Origin of the sequence: Massilia orientalis (assembly GCF_030411975.2) — a bacterium.
In the GTDB taxonomy this organism is placed as follows: Bacteria; Pseudomonadota; Gammaproteobacteria; order Burkholderiales; family Burkholderiaceae_D; genus Telluria; species Telluria orientalis.
This window is the reverse complement of the sequence record NZ_JASNRB020000005.1, coordinates 389,089-413,051: the sequence shown is the minus strand read 5'-3', so window position 1 is coordinate 413,051 and position 23,963 is coordinate 389,089. Positions and strand designations below refer to the sequence as shown.

Genomic DNA, 23,963 nt, shown 5'->3' with positions numbered 1-23,963 from the left:
AGTGGGTAAGTTGATGTTTTTACGACATATATGAGCGGATTTCCCCCTTGCCGGGGGGAATTATCAGAGGTGGTAATCGATGATCAACGGCGCATGGTCCGAAAACCGTTCGTCCTTGTAGATGGAGACGGTGTGCGCCTTGGCGGCGATGCCCGGCGTGGCGACGTGGTAATCGATGCGCCACCCGACGTTCTTCGCCCACGCCTGGCCGCGGTTGCTCCACCACGTATATTGCTCGGGACGCTGGTCGATGCCGCGGTGCACGTCCACGAGGCCCAGTTCGTCGAAGATCCGGGTCATCCAGGCGCGTTCTTCCGGCAGGAAGCCGGAATTCTTCTTATTGCCCTTCCAGTTCTTGAGGTCGATTTCCTTGTGCGCGATGTTCCAGTCGCCGCAGATCACGATTTCGCGGCCCTCGGCCTTGAGCGCCTGCAGGTGTGGCAGGAACACTTCCATGAAGCGGAACTTGGCTTCCTGGCGCTCCGGCGACGACGAGCCGGACGGGCAGTAGACGGAAATGACGGTCAGGTTGCCCACGTCGGCGCGGGTGTAGCGGCCTTCGTTGTCGAATTCGACGCAGCCGAAGCCCGTCCTGACGGCATCCGGCTTCGTGCGGCTGTAGACGCCCGTGCCCGAGTAACCCTTTTTCTCGGCATAATGGAAATGGCCGTGGTAGCCGTGCGGCGCGAGGAATTCCTCGGTCATGTCGGCCTGCTGGGCTTTCAGCTCCTGGACGCAGATGAAATCGGCGTCCTGGCTGGCCATCCAGTTGAAGAAACCCTTCTTGTGGGCGGAACGGATGCCGTTCAGGTTGGCGGAGATAATTCGTGGCATGGATCTGGACAAAAGTGCGGTGGGCCAAGGGCGATAGTGTAGCTCGTTTTGACTTCCATCAACACATCCATGGCGGATAAACAAACGTTAAATGTCCGGTCCGGTATGTTAAACTGGTCCATTGTGCCCGGGGTCCGGGCACTTTCACCCCGCACAAGGAGTTGACGTGCTGATCAGATCGGATGATCTGCTGTCGGGGAAATACGGCAGGAGTGGACATTTCGTACGGTTCTACGACGAGGGCGACGTCATGCTGGACGAAGTCGCGACGTTCCTCGCGCAGGCCGTGCCTATGGGCGGCAAGGGCATCGTGATCGCCATGCCGGACCACATCGACGTGCTGCGCCGGCGCCTCGGTCCGGCGGCGGCCGTGCGGGTCGCGTGGATGGACGCCGACGCCGTGCTCGCGCAGTTCATGGTCGACGGGTGGCCCGACCCGGCGCGTTTCGAGGCCGCGGTGGGCAGCGCGGTGGCCGCGGCCTGCGCCGGCGGCACGACCGTCCATGCGTTCGGCGAAATGGTGGCGCTCCTGTGCGCGCGCGGCCGCCACGATGCGGCGCTGCGGCTCGAGGAACTCTGGAACGACCTGGCCCGGCGCCTGGTCTTTTCGCTGTTCTGCGCCTATCCCTGGGATGCGTTCCCCACGCCCGAGCTGGCGCAGGCGTTCCGCCGCGTCTGCGCCGAGCACGATCATGCCTGCGCCGACACGGCGCTGGCCCTGCCGGCCGAGGGCGACGCCGACATCGGCCGCATCCGGCTCGAGCAGGAGGTGCGGGCGCTGCGCGCGGAGGTGCGCCGGTACAAGGACAATGAACGGGTGCTGCGCCGGAGCGAGCGCGAACTCGCGGACTTCGTCGAGAACGCGGTCGAAGGCCTGCACCGCGTCGGCGCCGACGGCACCATCCTGTGGGCCAACCGCGCGGAGCTGCAGATGCTCGGCTACGGCTGGGAGGAATACGTCGGCCACAACATCGCCGAGTTCCACGTCGACCGCCCGGTCATCGACGACATCGTCACCCGCCTCGCGTGCGGCGACACGCTGTACGACTATCCGGCCCGGCTGCGCTGCAAGGACGGCTCGATCCGGCATGTGCTGATCCACTCGAACGGCAGCTTCGAGGACGGCCAGCTGCGCTACACGCGCTGCTTCACGCGCGACGCGACCGAGAGGCGCGAGCGCGACATCGCGCTCAAGCAGCGCGACCGCATGCTGCTCGACGCCCCGGTGGCGGCGGCCCTGCTGATGGGGCCGGACTTCGTGTTCCGCCTGGCCAACCGCTGCTACCGCGACCTGGTGGGCCGCGACGGCATCGAAGGGCTGCCGCTGCTGCGCGCCTTTCCCGAACTGCGCGGCGGCGAGATCCACCACCTGCTCGAACACGTCCACGCCACCGGCCGCGCGGCCCGCGTGGAAGAGTTGCACGTGCACGGGCGCTATCTCAAGTTCAGCGTCGAGCCGCTGGCGGTGGAAGAAGGGGAGGAGCGCGGCATGATCGTGGTGGCCGTCGACGTCACCGAGCACGTGCGCACCCGCCAGGAAATCGAGCACGCCCACGCCGAACGCGCCGAACTGCTGGCCGAACTGACGGCCGCCAGCCGCGCCAAGGACGAATTCCTCGCCATGCTCGGCCACGAGCTGCGCAATCCGCTGTCGCCGATCGTCAGCGCGCTGAAACTGATCCGCATGCGCGGCGAGACCGGCTTCGCGCGCGAGCGCGAGATCATCGAACGCCAGGTGCAGCACCTGGTGCGGCTGGTGGACGACCTGCTGGACATTTCGCGCGTCACCCGCGGCAAGGTGGAGCTGCAGTGCGAACGGGTCGACCTCGCGCAGCCCCTGGGCAAGGCCATCGAGATGGCCCGGCCGCTGCTGGAACAGCGCCGCCACCGGCTCGACGTCGACATCGAACCGGACCTGGCCTGGGAGGGCGATCCGATGCGCCTGGCCCAGGTGGTGTCGAACCTGCTGACGAACGCGGCGCGCTACACGCCGCCCGGCGGCAAGGTCGTGCTGCGCGCGCATGGCGTGGACGGCGAACGGGTGCGCCTCGCGGTCAGCGACACCGGCATCGGCATGAGCCCGGAACTGCGCGCCCAGGTGTTCGATCTGTTCTTCCAGGGGAAGCGCGCCATCGACCGCGCCGAGGGCGGCCTGGGCATCGGGCTCGCGCTCGTCAGGAACATCGTCGGACAGCATGGCGGCCAGGTGGAAGCGCACAGCGCCGGGCCGGGCAAAGGTAGCGAGTTCGTCGCGCTGCTGCCCCGGCGTACCCCGGCCGCCTGCGCCGTGCCGGACGTGGCGCCGGCTGCGAACGCGGCGGCGGCCGTCCGGCGCCGGATCATGGTCGTGGACGACAACGTCGACGGCGCCGACACGCTCGCGCGCCTGCTGGCCGCGCACGGCCATGACGTGCGGGTCTTCCACGAACCGGTGGCTGCCCTGACCGCCGTGCCGGACTTCCTGCCCGACCTGGCCGTGCTGGACATCGGGCTGCCGGTCCTCGACGGCTACGAGGTGGCGCGCCGCCTGCGCGCGCTGTTGCACGACCACCCTTGCCGCCTCGTCGCCCTGACCGGCTACGGCCTGCCGGCCGACCGCGAGCAAAGTGCCCGGGCGGGGTTCGACGCGCACCTCGTCAAACCGGTCAATCCCGATGTCGTCGTGCGGCTGGCTGCGGGCACCGACTGAACGTCTGACGTTTTGATTTATGTCAATACAGCGGCGACCTGAACGGCCGCCGCCGTCTTGACCGCCCTTGACATGGATAGAATGACATCTTTCATCCATCAGAAACCCCCATGCTGATCAAGACCGATGACCTGTTGTCCGGCAAACACGGCAAGACGGGGCATTTCGTGCGTTTCTACGACGACAGCGACATGCTGCTCGACGAGGTCGCCTCCTTCATCGAGCGGGCCTTGCGGACGCGGGGACGGGCCATCGTCATCGCCACCGGCGCGCACACCGATGCGCTGCGCCGGCGCCTGGACGAACTGGCGCGGGCGGAAGGGCGCTCCGCGCCGCCGTCGCGCGACGTCACGTGGTTCGACGCCGAAACGACCCTGGCGCGCCTGATGGTCGACGGCTGGCCCGACCGCGCCCGTTTCGAGTACGAGGTCGGTCGCGTGGTCGCCGAAGCCTGTGCCGGCGGCGCGCCCGTCCACGCGTTCGGCGAGATGGTGGCGCTGCTGTGCGCGCGCGGCCGCTACGACGCGGCCCTGCACCTGGAGCGGCTGTGGAACGAGCTGGCGCGCAAGCTCGATTTCTCGCTGTTCTGCGCTTATCCCTGGACCCTGTTTCCGTCGCCCGACGCGGCGCACGTGTTCCGCCAGGTCTGCGCGGGGCACGACCACGCTTGCGCCGACGTGGCGGCGCCGCTGCCGTCCGGGCAACCCGTCGACATCAACCTGGTCCGGCTCGAGCAGAAAGTGCATGCGCTGCACGCGGAGGCGGCGCGGCGGCGCCAGGCGGAGCGCGACCTGCTGCGGCGCGAACGCGAGTTCGCCGACATGGTCGAGAACGCGGCCGAAGGACTGCACCAGGTCGGCGCCGACGGCACGATCCTGTGGGCCAACAAGGCCGAGCTGCAAATGCTCGGCTACCGCTGGGAAGAATACGTCGGGCACAACGCCGCCCGGTTCCACGCCGATCCGGCCGTCGCCGCCGACATGCTGGCGCGGCTGGCGGCCGGCGAAACGGTGCTGGACCAGCCGGCGCGCCTGCGCTGCAAGGACGGTTCGATCCGGCACGTGCTCATCCGCTCGAACGCCTGTTTCGAGGACGGCCGCCTGCGCTACACCCGCTGCTTCGTGCGCGACACGACCGAACATGTGCGCATCCAGGCCGAACTGGAGGACGTCCGCCGCGCCGAGGACGCATTCCTCGCCATGGTCGGCCGGGCGCTGCGGGCGCCGCGCACGGAACGGCGCCTGCGCCGTCTCGCGCGGGTGGTGGAATACCGGCTTCGCGGGCGGGGGCGGGGCGGATTACAATACCGGTTTTCACAGTTCGAGGGTCGTGTCGTGGACAATCTGCGCCAACAGTTCATTGCGTTTTCAGTCGAAGCCGAAGTCTTGAAGTTCGGCCAGTTCATCACCAAGGCGGGCCGCCAGTCGCCGTACTTCTTCAACGCGGGCCTGTTCCACGACGGCGCCACGCTCGGCAAGCTGGCCGATTTCTACGCCCAGACCCTGCTCGATTCCGGCCTCGAATTCGACATGCTGTTCGGCCCGGCCTATAAAGGCATCACGCTCGCCTCCGCGACCGCCGTGGCGCTGGCCGCGAAAGGCCGCAACACGTCGTTCGCCTACAACCGCAAGGAAGCCAAGGACCACGGCGAAGGCGGCACGATCGTCGGCGCCAAATTGGCGGGCAAGGTCGTCATCATCGACGACGTGATCTCGGCCGGCACCTCGGTGCGCGAATCGGTGGCGATGATCCGTGCCGCCGGCGCCGAACCGGCCGCCGTGCTGATCGCGCTCGACCGCATGGAACGGGGCGGCAAGGACGGCGTGCTGTCGCCGCTGTCGGCCGTGCAGGAAGTCAGCCAGGCCTACGGCATCCCCGTGATCCCGATCGCCAGCCTGGCCGACCTGTTCGGCTACCTGGAAGCCGATCCGTCGCTGGCCCGGCACAAGGACGCCGTGGCGGCGTACCGCCAGCAATACGGCGTGGCCTGAACCCGCGGACTGTGATGTAATGGCGGCAACTATTTGGGAGCTGCCATGAACAATGTCGCGCGCGGTTTTCTGACTGCCATTCTCTCGTTGGCGCTCGCGGGCTTCGGCCTGTGCGGCGCCGCTGGCACTTTCGGCGGGCTGGCCGGCCTGTCCTCGCCCGGGCCCGAGAACTTCTCGTCGGTCGCGCTCGTCTTCGGCCTGATCGGGCTCGGCATCGCCTTCGTGTGCGGCTGGATTGTCGTCAGGTTGTGGCGCAAGCGTCCGCCCGGCGGCGCATGAACGGTCCCGCGCTTTCCGCCGCGACCGCGCAACCGGTCCATCTCGTATTCGAATGGCTGGCCCTCGCCGGCGGCGTGCAACTGTACCGCTGGCAGCGCCGGCGCGCCCGTCAACCCGCGCTGCTGCAGCCGGGCTCCTTCGCCGTCGTCGTCGGCTGCATCCTCGGCGCCGCCATCGGCAACAAGCTCGTGTTCTGGATCGAGATGCCGCACCTGTGGCAGGGCACCGTGCCGGACTGGCGCCTGATCGCGTCGGGCCAGTCGATCGTGGGCGGGCTGCTGGGCGGCCTGCTCGGCGTGGAGATCGCCAAGAAGCTCACGGGCATCCGCCGCTCGACGGGCGACCAGTTCATCCTGCCTCTCGTCGCCGGTACGGTCGTCGGCCGCATCGGCTGCTTCCTCGCGGGCCTGCATGACGGCACGTACGGCGTGCCGACCGCGCTGCCGTGGGGTGTCGACTTCGGCGACGGCATCGCGCGCCATCCCACGCAGGTCTACGACATGCTGTTCGTGCTGGGTGTGGGCGGCTTGCTGTGGCGCTGGCGCGCGCCGCTCGCGCGCAGTCCGGGGCTCGCGTTCAAGCTGTATCTCGCGTCCTACCTGGCCTGGCGCCTCGTCGTGGATGGCGTCAAGCCGGTGCCGTATGCGTATGCGTTCGGGCTGTCGGGCATCCAGTGGGTGTGCATCGCGGCACTGGTGTGCTACCTGCCGTTCGTGTTCCTCCAGTCACGGGAGCTTGCCCGTACATGACTCTTTTCGCTGATTCCCGCGCACGTGGCGGGATGCTGATTTTGGCTCTCGCTTTCATCGGCGGCACCGGCTGCGTCGCGATCGATGCGGTCAACAAGAACCGCGATGAGCGTCAGCAGCGCGACGCCGAAGCAGCCCGCCAGCGCCGCATCGCCGAGCTGGCGGGCGCTGCCGCGGCGGGCAACCCGGCAGCGCGCACCTCGCTCGCGTATACCCTGGTGTCGACGCGGGACCGGAAACAGGCGGACGTGCCGCGTGCGCTGGATCTGCTGGAGCAGGCGAGCGCGCAGGACTACGCCCCGGCCCAGGCGCTGTTGGGCGAGATGTTGGGCGGTATGAGGTCGTGGGGCGGCTACGAACCTTTCGGCGCCAACCCACGGGATCGAGCGCGCGGCATCGTCCTGCTGCAGTGTGCCGCCACCAAAATTTGCGTGGTCCAGCCCGGACCGGACATGTTTCGCGTCGAGCCCGCGCTGCGGGCCGCGCAGCTGCTGGCCCGTGCCGGCCGCGCCGACGAGTCCCGGCTCTGGCGGGCGCGCAACATCCTGCATTGCGGCGGCGGAGACGTGAACTATCTGTCGTGGGAGGCGAAAGCAGATCGCGCTTCCCCCGTGGAGCGCATCGATGCGCTGGCGCTGCTGACGTTGACCGGCAACGCCGCGGCCGTCGCAGGCGCCAAAGCCATGCTTCCTGCAGATATGGTCGCCGCCGCCGACCGCCTGGCCGACGACCTGCGCCGCCAGGTCGCGGCGTCCGAACGCGACTATCCCGCGCCGCCGCGCAAGGAGCTCCCATGACCCGCAAGACCCGCCCCTATCTGTTCTACGACACGACGACGTCCGTCTGCTCGACCTGCCTGCATCCGGTCGAAGCGAAGATCGTGTTCAAGGACGACAAGGTCTACATGGACAAATGGTGCGGCGCGCACGGCCTTGAACGCGTGCTCGTCAGCGACGACGTCGCATATTACCGCCTGTGCCGCGAAGTCTTCGTCAAGCACCCCGAGATGCCGCAGCAGTTCAACACGAAGATGGAGTACGGCTGCCCGTACGACTGCGGCCTGTGCCCGGACCACATGCAGCACTCGTGCCTGTCCGTCGTCGAGATCACGGACAACTGCAACCTGAACTGCCCCGTGTGCTATGCGGAGAGCGGCACGCACCGCGAACGCCATCGTCCGCTGGAAGAGGTCATCCGCATGCTCGACGCCGTCGTCGCCAACGAAGGCGAGGCGGACGTGATGCAGCTGTCCGGCGGCGAGCCCACCCTGCATCCGCAGTTCTGGGCCATCCTCGACGCCGCGAAAGCGCGCCCCATCAGGCACGTGATGATCAACACGAACGGCATCGTGCTCGCGCAGGACAAGGCATTCGTGCGGCGCCTCGCGACCTATGCGCCCGGCGTCGAGGTCTACCTGCAATTCGATTCGCTGCGCGCCGAGGTGCATCGCGAATTGCGCGGCGCCGACCTCACGCGCATCCGCCGCCAGGCGCTCGACAACCTCAACGAAGCCGGCCTGTCGACGACGCTCGTCGTCACGCTCAAGAAGGGCCTGAACGACGGCGAGATCGGAGACATCATCGACTTCGCGCTGCAACAGCCCTGCGTGCGCGGCGTGACCTTGCAGCCGATCCAGGATGCCGGCCGCGTCGAAGACTACGATCCGCGCCTGCACCGCCTGACGGTGTCGGAGATCCGCCGCCGCATCGCCGAGCAAAGCGGCTTGTTCACGCTGGAGGACGTGGTGCCCGTGCCGTGCAATCCGGACACGCTGGCGATGGCCTACGCGATCAAGACGGAAGAGGGCACCGTGCCGCTGACGCGCTGGCTGGATCCGCAGACGCTCGTCGAAGGCAGCGGCAACACGATCGTGTTCGAACGCGACCCCGCGCTGCACGGCGCCGTGAAGGACCGCATCTTTGAACTGTTCTCGACGAACCACTCGCCGGAATCGCAGGCCAACTGCCTGTCGGAGCTGATGTGCTGCCTGCCGCTCGTCAGGGCGCCATCCGCGCTCCGCTACGACAACGTGTTCCGCGTGCTGATCGTGCAGTTCATGGACGCGTATTCGCTGGACGTGCGCGCGCTGAAGAAATCGTGCATCCACTTCGCGCTGCCGGACGGCCGCCTCGTCCCGTTCGAAAGCTACAACCTGCTGTACCGCGACGGCCGCCGGCTCGAAGCGATCCGCGCCGGCATCGCGTCGGACTTCGCGCGCCGGCGCGGGGCGGCCACGATACCGCTGGTACCCGTGACCGATTGAATCAGGCGACCGCGGGCTCGACGACGTACTGCGCCACCTGGGCCGCCAGCGCCTTGCGATAGGCGGGACGGGCCGTGCACCGGTCGCGCCAGGCCGTCAGGCGGGCGAAGCGCTCGACATAACCCATGCCGTCGAGCAGGCGCACGACGGTCGTCATGAGGATGTCGGCCGCGCCGAATTCGCCGGCGAGATACGTGCGGCCTTCCAGCCAGTCGTCCACCTGGCCCAGGCGCTTGAGCGCGATCTCTTCGAGCACGGGGCGCTGCGCCTCGGCCCAAGGCTGGTCCATGGAAAACGCGACGAGGTTGGCGAGGTTGCCCACGTAGGGCTCGACCGAATTCAGCGCGGCGAACATCCACATCGTGGCCTGCGCACGCGCGGCCGGATCGCGCGGCAGCAGGACGGGATGGCGCTCGCCCAGGTGCAGCAGGATCGCCCCGGTTTCGAACAGCGCCAGGTCGCCGTCGTGCAGCACGGGCACCTGGGCGAACGGCTGCTCGCGGCGGTAGGCGGGCGATTCCTTGTCCTCGAAGCCGATCAGGCGCAGGTCGTAGGACTGGCCCGCTTCCTCGAGGGCCCAGCGCACGCGCAGGTCGCGCACGTGGCCCACGGCAAACGAGGGAACCGAACGGAAGGTGGTCAGCGTGTACATGTGTCGTCTCCTTGTGGTGAATGGAAACCAGAATACGCGGCCACATAATATGTTCAAGAACATAATGTGAATACGCGCATAATGCCGTTCTCGAAAGGAGACGCGAATGCCCTACAGTAGCGAACACAAGGCCCAGACCCGCGAACGCATCGTGCATGCGGCGCGCCGGCTGTTCAACCGCCATGGCTTCGAACAGGTGTCGATCGACCGCGTGATGTCCGAGGCAGGCCTCACGCGCGGCGGCTTTTATCATCACTTCGACAGCAAGGACGATCTGTACGCGGCGGCCGTCGCCAGCTTCAGCACGTGCAACCCGTTCAAGCCCGATTTCAAGGACTCGCCGCCGCCCGCGCCGCGCGAACTGGCGCGCATGCTGGTCGACATCTACCTGAGCGACGAAGTGTTCGATAACATCGAGGCGCATTGTCCGTTGTATGCATTGCCGGGCGACGTCGCGCGCGCGGGGCTGTCGCCGCAGAAGGCGTACACGCAGCTGATCCGCAATCTCGTGCACGTGTACGCGGGCGCGCTCGCGCACGAAGCGGACGGCGAGCAGCGCGCGCAGGCCATCGTCGCGCTGTGCGTGGGCGGGATGGTGCTGGCGCGGACGACGGACGATGCGGCGCTGCGCCGCTCGCTGCGGGCGGCCGCAAGGACGCAGGCCCTGGCCCTGCTGGAAGCGATGTAAACGCCGCGTATAAATTGGGGCGTCTCCCCGTTGTCATGACAATTGGTGAGTTTTTCGTGGCGTAAACACCCTAGACTGCTTGGCACCGGGTGGCGGGTGCTACCTGGTCACAATAACCAGGGAGTCCACATGGCCACGCAGCCGCTCTTCGACATCGGAAACGTCATTCTCGCGCCTTCGCCCACCTTCGCACGGCTGAAGGAGAAGCCTCGCCCTTTCATCCCGCTGCTCGTCCTGATCCTGCTGACGCTGGCCGTCAGCTGCTGGTACGTCTCGTCGCTCGATTTCGCCTGGTTCCGCGAGCACATGCTGGCGGCGCAGGGGCCCATGAAGCCGGAAGCGCGGGCCGCGATGGCGCAGTTCCTGACGCCGAAGACGATGATGTGGAGTTCCGGCGCCGGCGCCGTCCTGGGCACGCCGCTCATCTGCGCCATCGTGGCGCTGTACTACCTGTTGGCGGGCAAGGTGATGGGCACCGGCATCGGCTACGGCAAGTGGTTCGGCTTCGCCGTCTGGACCAGCATCCCGCGCCTGCTGACGGTGCCCCTGTCGGCGCTGCAGATCCTGACGTCGGGCGGCCGCCTGGCGCCGGAAGACATGAACATGGTGTCGCTCAACTACCTGCTGCTGCACGTGCCCATGTCCAGCCCCTGGTTCGGCTTCGCCACCAATCTCGACCTCTCGTCCGTGTGGTCCATCGCGCTGGCCGTGCTTGGCCTGAAGGCGTGGACGGGACGCTCGACCGCCGCCTGCGTGACGGTCGCCGTATTGCCGTACGCGGTCGTCTACGGCATCTGGGCCGCGAAGATCGCCTTCCTCGGATAAGCGCATGAAGAAGAAACTGATAGGCGCGGCCGTCGTCGCGGCGTTCTTCATCGTCCCCGTGGCGGTGAAGTTCGCGGGCAAGCAGACGCGCCGCGAGGCCGAGCTGGCGACTGTGCAGAAGCTCGCCATCCACCCGGCCATCCTCGCGACCGGCAACCTCGTGTTCCGCCAGGAGGTGCAGCTGTCGGCGGAGGTCATCGGCAAGGTGGCCGGCGTGCTGGTGAAGGAGGGCGACCACGTCGAGCGCGGGACGATCCTGCTGCGGCTCGATCCGACCGTGTACCTGGCCGAGGTGGCGCAGCAGGAGGCGAACCGCCGCAACGCCGCCATCGCGATCGAGCGCGCCCAGATCAACCTCGCGAACCAGCAGCGCAACCTGGACCGCACGGGCCAGCTGTACAAGGCGAAGTACATCGACATCTCCAAGTACGACGACGCCGTGCACCAGGTCGATCTCGCCAAGGTCGAGCTGCGCGCCAGCCGCGAGACGCTCGAGCAGGCCAGCGCGCTGCTGTCGCAGGCGCGCGAGCACCTGGCCAAGACGGAAGTGCGCGCGCCCATCGACGGCACCGTGACGGCCGTGCCGATCAAGATCGGCGAGACGGCCGTCGCCAGCGCCACCGGCATCGCGGGATCGTCGCTGATGACGATCGCCGACGTCGGTTCGATCATGGCCGAGGTGAACGTGGACGAGGCGGACATCGCGCGCGTGGGCGTCGGCCAGCAGGCCAAGGTGTTCCCGGCCGCGTTCCCCGACCAGCCCGTGACGGGCCGCGTGGAAAGCGTGGCGATGGCGCCGAAGACCGTCCTCGGCGCGCAGACGCAGGGCCGCAGCTACGTCGTCAAGCTGCGCCTCGACGACGCGAAGCTCGCGCTGCGCTCCGGCATGACGTGCCGCGTCGAGATCGTGGTCGGCAACGGCGCGGCGCGCGCCGCGGTGCCGATCCAGGCCGTGCTGAGCGAGGAAATCCCGGGTGCGAAGGACAAGGTGAAGAACACCAGCTACCTGTTCGTCGTGCAGGACGGGAAGGTCAAGAAGACGACGGTGGAACTGGGCCTGTCGGACGACGCCAACCAGGAAGTGACGAAGGGCGTGGTGGCGGGCCAGACGATCGCCGTGGGCCCCGCGCGCCTGCTGCGCGAGCTGCACGACGGCGATGCCGTGGTCGCGAAGAAGGCCGACGTGAAGGTCGCGGAAGGAGAGCATCCGTGATCCGGCTGGAAGGCGTGACGCGGCAGTACACGATGGGCGACCAGACCGTACATGCGCTGCAGGGCGTCGACCTGCACATCCGGGCCAATGAATTCGTCGCGTTCATCGGCGCGTCCGGCTCCGGCAAGTCGACCATGATGAACATCGTGGGTTGTCTCGATCGCCCCAGCGCCGGCGCGTACTGGCTCAACGGGCGCGAGGTCGCGACGATGTCCGGCGACGAGCTGGCGCGCGTGCGCAACCAGGAGATCGGCTTCATCTTCCAGAGCTTTCACCTGCTGCCGCGCGCGAGTGCGCTCGACAACGTGGCGCAGCCGCTGATCTACCGCGGCATCCCGTTGCGCGAACGCCTCGCGCTGGCCGAACAGGCCTTGCAGCGCGTGGGCCTCGGCGGACGGCTGCATCACCGGCCCAACGAATTGTCGGGCGGCCAGCGCCAGCGCGTCGCGATCGCCCGTGCGCTCGTGGGCAAACCTTCCATCCTGCTGGCCGACGAACCGACGGGGAACCTCGATTCCGCCACCAGCGAAGAGATCCTGGCCCTGATCCGCGAACTGCATGCGGGCGGGCAGACGGTCGTCATGGTGACGCACGAGCCCGAGATCGCGGCGCAGTGCCGGCGCGTCGTGCGGTTGCGCGACGGGCGCATCGTGTCGGACACGAGGAATGATGCGGAGAACGCGGCATGAACCTGTTCCTCGAAAGCCTGCGCTCGGCGCTGGCATCGATCCGCGCGCACCGGCTGCGCAGCTTCCTCACGTCGCTGGGCATTATCATCGGGGTGGCGTCGGTGATCACGGTGATCTCGCTGATCCAGGGCCTGTCGAAAAGCGTCACCGACCAGTTCGAAGGACTGGGCGGCAACGGCCTGACGGTCCGGCCGCACAACGAGTTCAAGGAGGTCATGCGCGGCAAGGTGAACTACCTGCGTTTCGACGACGTGGAGCAGCTGCGCCTGCGCGTGGACGGCATCCGCAACCTCAGCCCCGTGTTCACGCCCGGCTTTTCCGAGGTGCGCTTCACGGGCATGTCCGCGACGGCGCAGGTGTTCGCCACGACGGCCAGCTACCAGGAAGTGAATGGCCGCTACGCGCGGCTGGGGCGGTTCCTCAGCGAGTCCGACGACGCCGGCGCGCGCCGCGTGGCCGTCATCGGCGAGAAGCTGATCGAGGACCTGCACCTGCCGCCGAACCCGGTCGGGCAATTCGTCCTGTACGCGAACGAGTGGTTCAAGATCGTCGGCGTGATGGAAAAGCGGGGTGAGATCTTCGGTATGTCGCAGGACAACTACATGATCATCCCGTTCAAGACGGGGCAGAGCATCATCGGCAACAACACGCGTCCGCAGCTGCAGATCACGGTCGCCGTGCGCGACCTGGGCCGGCTGGACGCGACCCGCAGCCACATCCGCATGGTCATGCGCCAGGCGCACCGCCTCAAGCCCGAGGACACGGACGATTTCGAGATCGAATCGGCCGACCAGATCGCGAAATCGTTCGAAAAGCTGAGCGGCACCGTGACGCTCGTGATGGGCGGCGTCGTCGGCATCGCGCTGCTGGTGGGCGGCATCGGCATCATGAACATCATGCTGGTGTCGGTGAAGGAGCGCACGCGCGAGATCGGCATCTGTAAGGCGATCGGCGCGCGCAGCCGCGACATCCTGCTGCAGTTCCTGATCGAGGCCGTCACCCTGTCGCTGCTGGGCGGCCTGCTGGGCCTCGTGATCGGCTACGCGCTGGGCGTCGGCATTGCCGCGATGATCCCCGACTTCCCGCCGGCCGTCGTGCCGTGGTGGGCGGTGGCGCTGTCGGTGCTGTTCTCGGGCGGCGTGGGTGTCGTGTTCGGCGTCGTCCCGGCCAGCCAGGCTGCGCGCCTGGACCCGATCGACGCGCTCCGCTACGAATAAGAACCGGGGTCAGAGCCCTTTTTTTGGCAATATCCCGGCGAACATTGCCTAAAACCGGGCTCTGACCCCGGTTTTAGGCAATTGACAGGGATCAGGCCGCGAGCTTCTTCTTCAGCAGCTCGGTCACCTGCGCCGGATTCGCCTTGCCCTTCGACGCTTTCATGCATTGGCCGATCAGCGCGTTGATGGCGGCTTCCTTGCCGGCCTTGTACTGCTCGACCGACTTCGCATTGTTGGCCAGGACCTCGTCGACGATCGCTTCCAGCGCGCCCGTGTCGGAAATCTGCTTCAGGCCTTCGCGTTCGATGATCGTGTCGGCCAAGTGCTCGTCTTCCGACTGCGCTTCCCACATCAGGCTGAAGACCTTCTTGCCCGCGTTGTTCGAGATCGTGCCGTCGGCGATGCGCTTCAGCAGCAGGGCCAGTTGCGATGCTTCGACCGGCGAGTTCTCGATGGCGACGTCGGCGCGGTTCAGCGCGGACGACACGTCGCCCATCAGCCAGTTCGCGGCCGCCTTGGCGCTTTCCTTGCCGGCCTTGGCGACGACGGCTTCGTAATACGTGGCCATCGCCTGCGACGACGTCAGGATCAGCGCGTCGTATTCCGGCAGGCCGTAGTCGCCGATGAAGCGTTCGCGCATCGCGGCCGGCAGTTCCGGCATGCTGGCCTTCACGCGGTCGATCCAGTCCTGCGAGATCGCCAGCGGCGGCAGGTCGGGGTCGGGGAAGTAGCGGTAATCCTGCGCGTCTTCCTTGGTGCGCATCTCGCGCGTTTCCTTGCGGTCCGGATCCCACAGGCGCGTGGCCTGCACCACCTTGCCGCCGTCCTCGATCAGCTCGATCTGGCGGCGCACTTCGTAGTGGATCGCTTCTTCCATGAAGCGGAAGGAGTTCAGGTTCTTGATCTCGCAGCGGGTGCCGAATTCCTTCTGGCCGACGGGGCGCACGGACACGTTGACGTCGCAGCGGAACGAACCTTCCTGCATGTTGCCGTCGCAGACGCCCAGCCACATCACCAGGCCGTGCAGCGCCTTCGCATAGGCGACGGCTTCGGCGGCGCTGCGGATTTCCGGCTCGGAGACGATCTCCAGCAGCGGCGTGCCGGCGCGGTTCAGGTCGATGCCGCTCATGCCGTGGTAGTCCTCGTGCAGCGACTTGCCGGCGTCTTCCTCGAGGTGGGCGCGGGTCAGGTTGACGGTCTTCGTCTCCAGCTTGCCGTCCTTTTCGAACGCGAACGTGAGGCTGCCGCCCTGCACGACCGGGTCTTCGAACTGGCTGATCTGGTAACCCTTCGGCAGGTCGGGATAAAAGTAGTTCTTGCGCGCGAAGACGGACTGCGGCGCGATCTTCGCACCGACCGCGAGGCCGAAGCAGATGGCGCGTTCGACCGCGCCCTTGTTCATCACGGGCAGCACGCCCGGCAGCGCCAGGTCGACAGGGCTCGCCTGCGTGTTCGGCTCGGCGCCGAACTTGATCGAGCTGCCGCTGAAGATTTTGGAGTTGGTCGTGAGCTGGACGTGGTTCTCAAGACCGATGACGACTTCCCATTGCATGGTGTTCTCTCTTGTATGTCAGTGCGTCAAACGCCTTCGGGCGCGCGGGTATGCCAATCCGTGGCTTGCTGGTACTGGTGGGCGATGTTCAGCAGCTTCGCCTCGGCGAAATAATTGCCGATGATTTGCAGGCCCACCGGGCGCTTCGCATTCCGCATTGCTCCCTCCTTGCCCTGGCCGAAACCGCAAGGGATCGACATGCCGGGCAGGCCGGCGAGGCTCGTCGACAGGGTGAAGATGTCGGCCAGGTAGTTGGCCACCGGGTCGTTCGCCTTGGAACCCAGGTCCCACGCGACGCTCGGGGCCACCGGGCCCATGATCACGTCGCATTTGTCGCGGAACGCGGCCTGGAAGTCGTCGGCGATCAGGCGGCGGATCTTCTGCGCCTGCACGTAGTAGGCGTCGTAGTAGCCGTGGCACAGCACGTACGTGCCGACCATGATGCGGCGCTGGACTTCCTTGCCGAAGCCTTGCGCACGCGTCTTCTTGTACATGTCCTGCAGGTCGGTGTATTCCGGGGCGCGGTAGCCGTAGCGCACGCCGTCGAAGCGCGACAGGTTGGACGACGCTTCCGCCGGCGCGATGATGTAGTACACGGGGATCGACAGCGACGTCTTCGGCAGCGAGATCTCGACCAGCGTCGCGCCCAGCTTCACGAATTCGTCCAGCGCGGCGCGCACGGCCTGTTCAACGTCCGTGGCGAGGCCTTCGCCGAAGTATTCCGCAGGCACGCCGATGCGCAGCCCGGTCAAGGGTGCGTTCAGGTCGCGCGTAAAGTCTTCGCGCGCATTGCCTTGCTCGGCCGTGAGGCAGGTCGAATCGCGCTCGTCGAAGCCGACCATCTCGTTCAGCAGCAGGGCGCAGTCTTCCGCCGTGCGGGCCATCGGGCCGCCCTGGTCGAGCGACGAGGCGAACGCGATCATGCCGAAGCGCGACACGCGGCCGTACGTCGGCTTGATGCCGGTGATGCCGCAGAATGCGGCCGGCTGGCGGATCGAGCCGCCGGTGTCGGTACCGGTCGCGGCCGGTGCGAGGCGCGCGGCGATCGCGGCGGCCGAGCCGCCCGACGAGCCGCCCGGCACGGCCAGCGCGTCCCACGGGTTTTTCACGGCGCCGAACGCCGAGTTCTCGTTCGACGAGCCCATCGCGAATTCGTCGCAGTTGAGCTTGCCCAGCGTGACCATGCCGGCGTCGGCGAATTTCGTGACGACGGTGGCGTCGAACGGGCTGACATAATTGCCCAGCATCTTGGACGCGGCAGTCGAGCGCCAGCCTTGCGTGACGAAGATATCCTTGTGGGCGATGGGAATGCCGGTCAGCGGGCCGGCGTTGCCCGCCGCGATGCGGGCGTCGGCCGCCTGCGCCTGCGCGAGCGACAGGTCCGGATTCACGTCCAGGAACGCGTTATGCTGGCTGGCGGCGATGCGGTCGAGGAAGTGCCGGGTCAGCTCCGTCGCCGAGACTTGTTTCGAGTGCAGGAGCGCGGACAGCTCCTTGATGGTTTTTTGATGCATCATGATGGTCGACGTTCGCTGCGGGTTATTCGGTGGCGATGACTTTCGGCACCAGGTACAGGCCGTCCTGGGTCTTCGGGGCCGGGGCCTGGTAATCGTCGCGGTGGTTTTCTTCCGTCACCACGTCCTCGCGCAGGCGCAAGGGCAGGGCGAGCACGCTGGCCAGCGGTTGCGACAACGGCGCAACACCCGTGGTGTCGACAGCCTGCAACTGGTCGGCCAGGGCGAAGATCCCGTTCAGCTCGTTCAAGGCGATTTCGGCATGGGCCTCGTCCATATCGAGCTGGGCCAGGTTGGCGATCCGTTTTACGTCTGAAAGTGTCAGGGACATGGCAAAAGGCGCGGTTCGGCACCGCGTTCAAAGATGAGTGTGTAGATAATGAAATTTGGACAACGGCGCGCTAAAGCTGATAAAAGCTTTCTAATACCGTCGATCTCACAGGCTGATATGGGCACGAAACCACCCGTTTTTCAGCGTTTAATCGGTAAATTATAAGGTAGAATGGCGGGCTAATGCGTTCTCCGGGCGAAACCTGCCCCGCATCCACGCATGAAAAGCCCGCGAGGCGCTCGGCAGTCGCGGCGAGGATTCCCCGATTAATGTTAGGCGCACCCTATTGCGCATATCAGGACACACATGTTTGGTTTTTTACGTAGCTATTTCTCGAACGACCTGGCCATCGACCTGGGTACCGCCAACACGCTGATCTACGTGCGCGGCCTGGGCATCGTGCTGGACGAGCCTTCGGTCGTCGCGATCCGCCAGGAAGGCGGTCCCAACGGCAAGAAGACGATCCAGGCGGTCGGCAAGGAAGCCAAGCAAATGCTCGGCAAGGTTCCCGGCAACATCGAAGCGATCCGTCCGATGAAGGATGGCGTGATCGCCGACTTCACCGTCACCGAGCAGATGCTCAAGCAGTTCATCCGCATGGTGCACGATTCGAAGTTCTTCCGTCCGTCGCCGCGCATCATCATCTGCGTGCCGTGCGGTTCGACCCAGGTCGAGCGCCGCGCGATCCGCGAATCGGCGCTGGGCGCCGGTGCGTCGCAGGTCTACCTGATCGAAGAGCCGATGGCGGCCGCGATCGGCGCGGGCCTGCCGGTGTCCGAGGCGACCGGCTCGATGGTCGTCGACATCGGCGGCGGCACGACGGAAGTCGGCATCATCTCGCTGGGCGGCATGGTCTATAAAGGTTCCGTGCGCGTGGGCGGCGACAAGTTCGACGAAGCCATCGTCAACTACATCCGCCGCAACTACGGCATGCTGATCGGCGAACAGACCGCCGAGTCGATCAAGAAAGCAATAGGTTCGGCCTTCCCGGGCTCCGAAGTCAAGGAGATGGAAGTCAAGGGCCGCAATTTGTCGGAAGGCATCCCGCGTTCGTTCACGATCTCGTCCAACGAAATCCTGGAAGCGCTGACCGATCCATTGAACAACATCGTCTCGGCCGTCAAGAACGCCCTCGAGCAGACCCCGCCGGAACTGGGCGCGGACATCGCCGAGAAGGGCATGATGCTGACCGGCGGCGGCGCACTGCTGCGCGACCTGGACCGCCTGCTGATGGAAGAGACCGGCCTGCCGGTGCTGGTGGCCGAGGATCCGCTGACGTGCGTCGTGCGCGGTTCGGGCATGGCGCTCGAGCGCATGGACAAGCTGGGCTCGATCTTCTCGTACGAGTAACCCGGCCGTGGCTGCGCGGACAGGGCGTGTGACCGTTCCGGCGATCCGGGGGCGGCACGCGCCGTCCGCGTTTGTTGGTGCCCGTCTGACGCGTACCCGCGCCGGGCGTCTGGATTGACGCGGGCGCCGCAGGCCCCGCATTATTGGAAGTCATGGAATACAGTCCTCCGCCGCTGTTCAAGCAAGGCGCCCCCGCAAGGGTCAAGGTGACCGTGTTCGCTCTCCTGTCGATCGCGCTGCTTGTGGTCGACGCCCGCCTGCACGCGCTCACCGCCGTGCGCCAGGTGGCGGCAACGGTCCTGTACCCGTTCCAGATGGCTGCCCTCGCGCCGCGCGACGCGCTGGTCAATATGGGGACGTATTTTTCCTCGATCTCCGCGCTGCAGAAGGAAGTGCGCGACCTGAAGAGCCAGCAGGTCGCGATGGCCCAGGCCATGCAGCAGGCGCAGCTCCAGATGGCCGAGAACGCGCAACTGCGCCGCCTGATGGACGCGCGCGAGCACCTGCCCGTACGCTCCCAGATGAGCGAGATCCTGTACGACGCGCGCGACCCGTCCACGCGCCGCGTGGTGCTCGACCGCGGCACCCGCAGCGGCGTCAAGCTCGGCCTGCCCGTGATCGACAACGCCGGCGTCGTCGGCCAGGTCACGCGCGTGTTCCCGTTCACGTCCGAAGTCACGCTCCTCACCGACAAGGAACAGGCGATCCCCGTGCAGGTGCTGCGCAACGGCCTGCGCAGCGTGGCCTACGGCCGCGGCCAGTCGGGCCTGCTCGACCTGCGCTTCGTCGCGCCGAATGCCGACATCCAGGTCGGCGACGTGCTCGTGACGTCCGGCCTGGACGGCGTCTACCCGGCCGGTCTCGCGGTCGCGAAAGTCATCCAGGTCGAGAACGTGGCGCAGGGCGCCTTCGGCCGCGTCGTGTGCCAGCCGCTGGCCGGCATCGACCGCCACCGCCAGCTGCTGATCGTGATGTCCGACCAGCCGCTGCCGCCGCGCCCGGCCGCGGAAGCGCCGAAGGCCAACGCCAACACCACGTCCCGCAAGAATCTGCCGCGCATGGAACCCGTGCCGCCGCTGCCGCTGCCGCCGCAACCGCTGGCGCCTGCCGTCGCGCCGCCCGCGGCCGCCGGTACCGCCGCCGGTGCGCGTCCGGCCGCGGCGCCCGCGAACCAGAACCCCGCGCCCGCGCGTGCGAATCCCGCGGCCGCCGGTACCGCCACCGGTGCGCGTCCGGCCGCGGCGCCTGCGAACCAGAACCCCGCATCCGCGCGTGCGAATCCCGCTGCTGCCGCGCGCAGCCCGGCTGCGACCGCACCGGCGGCCACCCGGGCGCCGGCCACCGCCGCGCCGACCGCCGGAGCGCCGGCCGCCGGAGCGCCGGCCGCAGCCAACCCCGCGGCCCGGCCGAAGGAGGGCACCTGATGCCGACGACGAACCGTCCGCACTACATCCTGCTGCCGGTCAGCCCGCTGTTCATCGCGTTCAGCCTGGTCTGCGCGTTCATGCTCAACCTGCTGCCGTGGGGCCGCTGGGTCGGCGCGCCGGACTTCGTCGCGCTGGTGCTCGTGTTCTGGGGCATCCACCAGCCGCGCAAGGTCGGCATCGGCATCGCGTTCTGCATGGGCCTCCTGATGGACGTGCACGACGCCACGCTGCTGGGCGAGAACGCCCTCGCGTACACCTTGCTGTCGTACCTGGCGATCATGATCCACCGCCGCGTGCTGTGGTTCCCGCTCGTCACGCAGGCGATGCACGTGTTCCCGCTGCTGCTGCTCACGCAGGCGATCCAGGTGATGGTGCGCTTCTTTGTCACGGGCCGATTCCCCGGCGCGCTCGTGTTCATCGAAAGCGTGATCGCCGTCGCGCTGTGGCCCGTGATCACGTGGCTGCTGCTGGCGCCGCAGCGCCGCGCGGTCGACAAGGACCATACGCGTCCGATCTGAAGCATTTATTCATCGCCTCCCCGAATGACCGAGATTAAAGACAGCGATCGCGAGATCCACCTGTTCCGCATGCGCCTGACGGCGATGGTGCTGTTCGTCTTCATCTGCTTCGGCCTGCTCGTCGCACGCTTCGTCTGGCTGCAGGTCGTCAAGCACAGCCAGTACATGGCGCAGGCCGAGGACAACCGCATCGCACTGGTCCCGATCGTGCCGAACCGCGGCCTGATCGTCGACCGCAACGGCGTCGTCCTGGCCAGCAACTATTCCGCCTACACGCTCGAGATCACGCCGTCGAAGCTGGAAGCGAACCTCGATTCCGTCATCGACGAACTCGCGAAGCTCGTCGCGATCGAACCGAAAGACCGGAAACGCTTTAAACGATTGATGGAAGAGTCGAAGAATTTTTCCAGCGTCCCGATCCGCACCCGCCTGACCGACGACGAGGTGGCGCGCTTCACCGCGCAGCGCTTCCGCTTCCCCGGCGTCGAAGTGCAGGCGCGCCTGTTCCGCCAGTATCCGCTGGGCGAAGTCGCTTCGCACGTGCTGGGCTACATCGGCCGCATCAACCAGGCCGAGGCCAAGGTCATCGACGCCAGCGACGATGCCGCCAACTACAACGGCACGGACCATATCGGCAAGGAAGGCCTGGAAAAGAGCTACGAGCGCCAGCTGCACGGCCAGACGGGCTACGAGGAAGTGGAGCGTTCGGCCGGCGGCCGTGCGATCCGCACCCTGTCGCGCACGCCGCCGACGCCGGGCAACAACCTGATCCTGTCGATCGACATCGAGCTGCAGAAGGTCGTCGAGCAGGCGTTCGGCGACTACCGCGGTGCGCTGGTCGCCATCGAGCCGGCGACGGGCGATGTGCTCGCGTACGTGTCGCGGCCCGGCTTCGACCCGAACCTGTTCGTCGACGGCATCGACACCCAGAGCTGGACGGAGCTGAACACGTCGCTCGACAAGCCGCTGATGAACCGTCCGCTGTCGGGCACGTACCCGCCCGGCTCCACGTTCAAGCCGTACATGGCGCTGGCCGCGCTGGAGCTGGGCCTGCGCCGCCCCGAGTACGGCATCAACGACCCCGGTTTCTTCATGCTGGGCGGGCACCGCTTCAACGACGACAAGCGCGGCGGCCACGGCTACATCGACATGTACCGGTCGATCGTGATGTCGTGCGACACCTACTACTACCAGCTCGGCAACGAGATGGGCATCGACCGCCTGCACGACTTCATGCAGCCGTTCGGCTTCGGCGAAAAGACCGGCATCGACCTCGAACACGAGAAGACGGGCGTGCTGCCGTCGCAGCAATGGAAGCGCGAGCGCTTCAAGCGCAACCGCGCGGCGCAGAAGTGGGTCGGCGGCGACACGATCTCGATCTCGATCGGCAACGGCTTCAACAGCTATACGCCGCTGCAGATGGCGCACGCGGTGGCGACGCTCGCCAACGACGGCGTCATCATGCGCCCGCACCTCGTCAAGCTGCTCGAGGACGGCGGCAACCATGCGCGCACGCCGACGGTGGCGAAGGAATCCGGCCGCATCCCGCTCAAGCAGCAGAACATCGACGTCGTCAAGCGCGCCATGGTCGGCGTGACGGCCGACCAGAGCGGCACCGCCTTCATCCCGTTCCGCAACGTGCAGTACACCGTGGCCGGCAAGACGGGTACCGCGCAAGTCGTGGGCCTGAAGGGCCAGAAGTACAATGCCGCCGCGACCCCGGAACGCCTGCGCGACAACGCGCTGTTCATCGCCTACGCGCCGGCCGACCATCCGCGCATCGCGATCGCGCTGGTCGTGGAGAACGCCGGCTTCGGCGCGGCGGTGGCGGCACCGATCGCACGCAAGGCACTCGATTACTACCTGCTCGGCAAGCGTCCGGGCGACGCGGACAAGCCGGCGCCGAAACCCGTCGACCCGGTCCCGGCCGACGAAGACCAGGTGGCGCCCACGGCCGGCGCCGAATTCAGGCCGGGCGGCGAGACCCCCGGCAACAAGGACTGAACCATGGCGCATTTTCCCGAACGCCGCTCGCTCAGCCGGCGCCTCAAACCGTATTTCACCGTCTTCGATCCGGCGCTGTCGCTGATCCTGTTCCTGCTGCTGTGCACGGGCCTCGTCACGCTGTCCTCTGCCGGCCACGACTTCCCCGGCCGCCTGGAAGGCCAGATCCGCAACATCATCGCCGCCTTCGTGTTCATGTGGGCGGCCGCCATCGTCCCCCCGCAGACCCTGCTGCGGCTCGCCGTGCCGATCTATACGTTCGGCGTCGCGCTGCTGCTCGCGGTGGCGACCGTCGGCATCATCAAGAAGGGCGCGCGGCGCTGGCTGCACGTGGGCGTGGACATCCAGCCCTCCGAAATCATGAAGATCGCCACGCCGCTGATGCTGGCCTGGTATTTCCAGACCCGGGCGGGCATCCTCAACTGGAAGTCATTCGCGGTGGCGGCCCTGCTGCTCCTGATACCCTTCGGCCTCATCGCCAAGCAGCCCGACCTCGGCACGGCGCTGCTCGTGGGCGGCTCCGGCTTCTTCGTGATCTTCCTGGCCGGCCTGTCGTGGAAGGCGCTCGGCGCGCTGTTCGCGGCCGGCTGCGCGGGCCTGCCGGTGGCGTGGTCGATGATGCACGACTACCAGCGCGAACGCGTGATGACGCTGATCGATCCCACGTCCGATCCGCTCGGCAAGGGCTTCCACATCATCCAGTCGACCATCGCGATCGGCTCGGGCGGCGTGACCGGCAAAGGCTATATGAAAGGGACACAGGCGTATCTGGAATTCATTCCGGAACGTACCACCGACTTCATTTTTTCGGTATATTCCGAAGAGTTTGGTCTGGTCGGCAATCTCGTGTTGCTGTTCCTGTACCTGCTGCTGATCGGGCGCGCGATGATGATCGCGGCCAATGCACCGAACCTGTTCACGCGCCTGTTGGGCGGATCGGTCGCAATGATGTTTTTTGTGTATGCCTTTGTCAACATGGGCATGGTCAGCGGCATCCTGCCCGTGGTCGGAGTTCCGCTTCCTTTCATGAGCTATGGCGGAACCGCGCTGATTACTTTGGGCCTCTGCAGTGGTATATTGATGAGTATTCAACGACACCGCAAACTGGTGCAGACCTGATATGCAAGAGAACGCGAAGGCCGTTCCGAGGTCGCTCCCAGCGGTCATTGCGATGTTGG

At 66.8% G+C, this 23,963-nt stretch carries 21 protein-coding genes and 1 pseudogene; 17 read left to right on the top strand and 5 right to left on the bottom strand.

Annotated features, from left to right (window positions below; all coding sequences use genetic code 11):
• Positions 1 to 63: 63 nt before the first annotated feature.
• Positions 64 to 834 (bottom strand): exodeoxyribonuclease III, encoded by a 771-nt coding sequence (locus QPK29_RS10430; RefSeq protein ID WP_371768824.1) that lies wholly within the window; start codon positions 832 to 834, stop codon positions 64 to 66.
• A 166-nt stretch (positions 835 to 1,000) separates the two neighbouring features.
• Here QPK29_RS10430 and QPK29_RS10425 point away from each other — a divergent pair, with 166 nt between their 5' ends.
• The 7 genes and pseudogenes from QPK29_RS10425 to QPK29_RS10395 all read left to right on the top strand — a co-directional run bounded on the left by QPK29_RS10425 (position 1,001) and on the right by QPK29_RS10395 (position 8,805).
• Positions 1,001 to 3,523 (top strand): ATP-binding protein, encoded by a 2,523-nt coding sequence (locus QPK29_RS10425; protein ID WP_371768823.1) that lies wholly within the window; start codon positions 1,001 to 1,003, stop codon positions 3,521 to 3,523.
• Positions 3,524 to 3,633: 110 nt separating this feature from the next.
• A pseudogene (locus QPK29_RS10420) lies at positions 3,634 to 4,674 on the top strand (MEDS domain-containing protein); the annotation flags it as partial.
• 183 nt (positions 4,675 to 4,857) lie between these two features.
• Complete coding sequence (gene pyrE / locus QPK29_RS10415; RefSeq protein ID WP_371768851.1) at positions 4,858 to 5,514, top strand: orotate phosphoribosyltransferase; 657 nt, start codon at positions 4,858 to 4,860, stop codon at positions 5,512 to 5,514.
• Positions 5,515 to 5,559: 45 nt separating this feature from the next.
• Positions 5,560 to 5,793, top strand: coding sequence for a hypothetical protein (locus QPK29_RS10410; protein ID WP_056122166.1), 234 nt, complete (start codon positions 5,560 to 5,562; stop codon positions 5,791 to 5,793).
• Complete coding sequence (locus QPK29_RS10405; RefSeq protein ID WP_371768822.1) at positions 5,790 to 6,542, top strand: prolipoprotein diacylglyceryl transferase; 753 nt, start codon at positions 5,790 to 5,792, stop codon at positions 6,540 to 6,542. The genes QPK29_RS10410 and QPK29_RS10405 overlap by 4 nt, the downstream gene beginning before the upstream one ends.
• Complete coding sequence (locus QPK29_RS10400; protein WP_400189755.1) at positions 6,539 to 7,339, top strand: hypothetical protein; 801 nt, start codon at positions 6,539 to 6,541, stop codon at positions 7,337 to 7,339. Before QPK29_RS10405 ends, QPK29_RS10400 begins: the two co-directional genes overlap by 4 nt.
• Entirely contained in the window at positions 7,336 to 8,805 is a 1,470-nt protein-coding gene (locus QPK29_RS10395; protein WP_371768820.1) for a radical SAM protein, read from the top strand. Before QPK29_RS10400 ends, QPK29_RS10395 begins: the two co-directional genes overlap by 4 nt.
• A 1-nt stretch (position 8,806) precedes the next feature.
• Here QPK29_RS10395 and QPK29_RS10390 read toward each other — a convergent pair whose 3' ends face one another.
• Positions 8,807 to 9,457, bottom strand: coding sequence for a glutathione S-transferase family protein (locus QPK29_RS10390; protein ID WP_371768819.1), 651 nt, complete (start codon positions 9,455 to 9,457; stop codon positions 8,807 to 8,809).
• 106 nt (positions 9,458 to 9,563) lie between these two features.
• Between QPK29_RS10390 and QPK29_RS10385 the strand changes: the two genes are divergently transcribed.
• From QPK29_RS10385 to QPK29_RS10365, 5 genes are all read left to right on the top strand, one after another.
• The gene (locus QPK29_RS10385) at positions 9,564 to 10,145 is read left to right on the top strand and encodes a TetR/AcrR family transcriptional regulator (protein WP_056122182.1); all 582 of its coding nucleotides are present in this window, start codon (positions 9,564 to 9,566) and stop codon (positions 10,143 to 10,145) included.
• Positions 10,146 to 10,274: 129 nt separating this feature from the next.
• Positions 10,275 to 10,970, top strand: a complete 696-nt coding sequence (locus QPK29_RS10380) for a YIP1 family protein (RefSeq protein ID WP_371768818.1) — start codon at positions 10,275 to 10,277, stop codon at positions 10,968 to 10,970.
• 4 nt (positions 10,971 to 10,974) lie between these two features.
• Complete coding sequence (locus tag QPK29_RS10375) at positions 10,975 to 12,183, top strand: efflux RND transporter periplasmic adaptor subunit (protein ID WP_371768817.1); 1,209 nt, start codon at positions 10,975 to 10,977, stop codon at positions 12,181 to 12,183.
• Positions 12,180 to 12,872 (top strand): ABC transporter ATP-binding protein, encoded by a 693-nt coding sequence (locus QPK29_RS10370; RefSeq protein WP_371768816.1) that lies wholly within the window; start codon positions 12,180 to 12,182, stop codon positions 12,870 to 12,872. Before QPK29_RS10375 ends, QPK29_RS10370 begins: the two co-directional genes overlap by 4 nt.
• Positions 12,869 to 14,089 carry an ABC transporter permease gene (locus tag QPK29_RS10365; protein WP_371768815.1) on the top strand — a complete coding sequence of 407 codons (1,221 nt, stop codon included), beginning with the start codon at positions 12,869 to 12,871 and terminating at the stop codon, positions 14,087 to 14,089. The genes QPK29_RS10370 and QPK29_RS10365 overlap by 4 nt, the downstream gene beginning before the upstream one ends.
• A gap of 91 nt (positions 14,090 to 14,180) precedes the next feature.
• Here the strand turns inward: QPK29_RS10365 and gatB are convergent, their stop codons facing one another.
• From gatB to gatC, 3 genes are read right to left on the bottom strand one after another with little or no spacing between them, the layout of a single operon-like run.
• Positions 14,181 to 15,641, bottom strand: a complete 1,461-nt coding sequence (gene gatB, locus QPK29_RS10360) for an Asp-tRNA(Asn)/Glu-tRNA(Gln) amidotransferase subunit GatB (protein ID WP_371768814.1) — start codon at positions 15,639 to 15,641, stop codon at positions 14,181 to 14,183.
• 26 nt (positions 15,642 to 15,667) lie between these two features.
• Positions 15,668 to 17,155 carry an Asp-tRNA(Asn)/Glu-tRNA(Gln) amidotransferase subunit GatA gene (gatA, locus tag QPK29_RS10355; RefSeq protein WP_371768850.1) on the bottom strand — a complete coding sequence of 496 codons (1,488 nt, stop codon included), beginning with the start codon at positions 17,153 to 17,155 and terminating at the stop codon, positions 15,668 to 15,670.
• Between the two features lie 25 nt (positions 17,156 to 17,180).
• Positions 17,181 to 17,486, bottom strand: coding sequence for an Asp-tRNA(Asn)/Glu-tRNA(Gln) amidotransferase subunit GatC (gene gatC, locus QPK29_RS10350; protein ID WP_056122198.1), 306 nt, complete (start codon positions 17,484 to 17,486; stop codon positions 17,181 to 17,183).
• A gap of 306 nt (positions 17,487 to 17,792) precedes the next feature.
• On the opposite strand from gatC, the gene QPK29_RS10345 reads away from it, so the two are divergent.
• The 5 genes from QPK29_RS10345 to rodA all read left to right on the top strand — a co-directional run bounded on the left by QPK29_RS10345 (position 17,793) and on the right by rodA (position 23,904).
• On the top strand, positions 17,793 to 18,836 hold the full coding sequence (locus QPK29_RS10345; RefSeq protein ID WP_025511657.1) for a rod shape-determining protein: 1,044 nt from the start codon (positions 17,793 to 17,795) through the stop codon (positions 18,834 to 18,836).
• A 152-nt stretch (positions 18,837 to 18,988) separates the two neighbouring features.
• On the top strand, positions 18,989 to 20,260 hold the full coding sequence (mreC, locus tag QPK29_RS10340; protein ID WP_371768813.1) for a rod shape-determining protein MreC: 1,272 nt from the start codon (positions 18,989 to 18,991) through the stop codon (positions 20,258 to 20,260).
• A complete protein-coding gene (gene mreD / locus QPK29_RS10335) occupies positions 20,260 to 20,781 on the top strand; it encodes a rod shape-determining protein MreD (RefSeq protein WP_025511654.1) in 522 nt (173 codons plus the stop codon). Before mreC ends, mreD begins: the two co-directional genes overlap by 1 nt.
• A 24-nt stretch (positions 20,782 to 20,805) precedes the next feature.
• On the top strand, positions 20,806 to 22,785 hold the full coding sequence (gene mrdA, locus QPK29_RS10330; protein ID WP_371768812.1) for a penicillin-binding protein 2: 1,980 nt from the start codon (positions 20,806 to 20,808) through the stop codon (positions 22,783 to 22,785).
• A gap of 3 nt (positions 22,786 to 22,788) precedes the next feature.
• Positions 22,789 to 23,904 carry a rod shape-determining protein RodA gene (gene rodA, locus QPK29_RS10325; protein ID WP_056122207.1) on the top strand — a complete coding sequence of 372 codons (1,116 nt, stop codon included), beginning with the start codon at positions 22,789 to 22,791 and terminating at the stop codon, positions 23,902 to 23,904.
• Positions 23,905 to 23,963 lie beyond the last annotated feature (59 nt).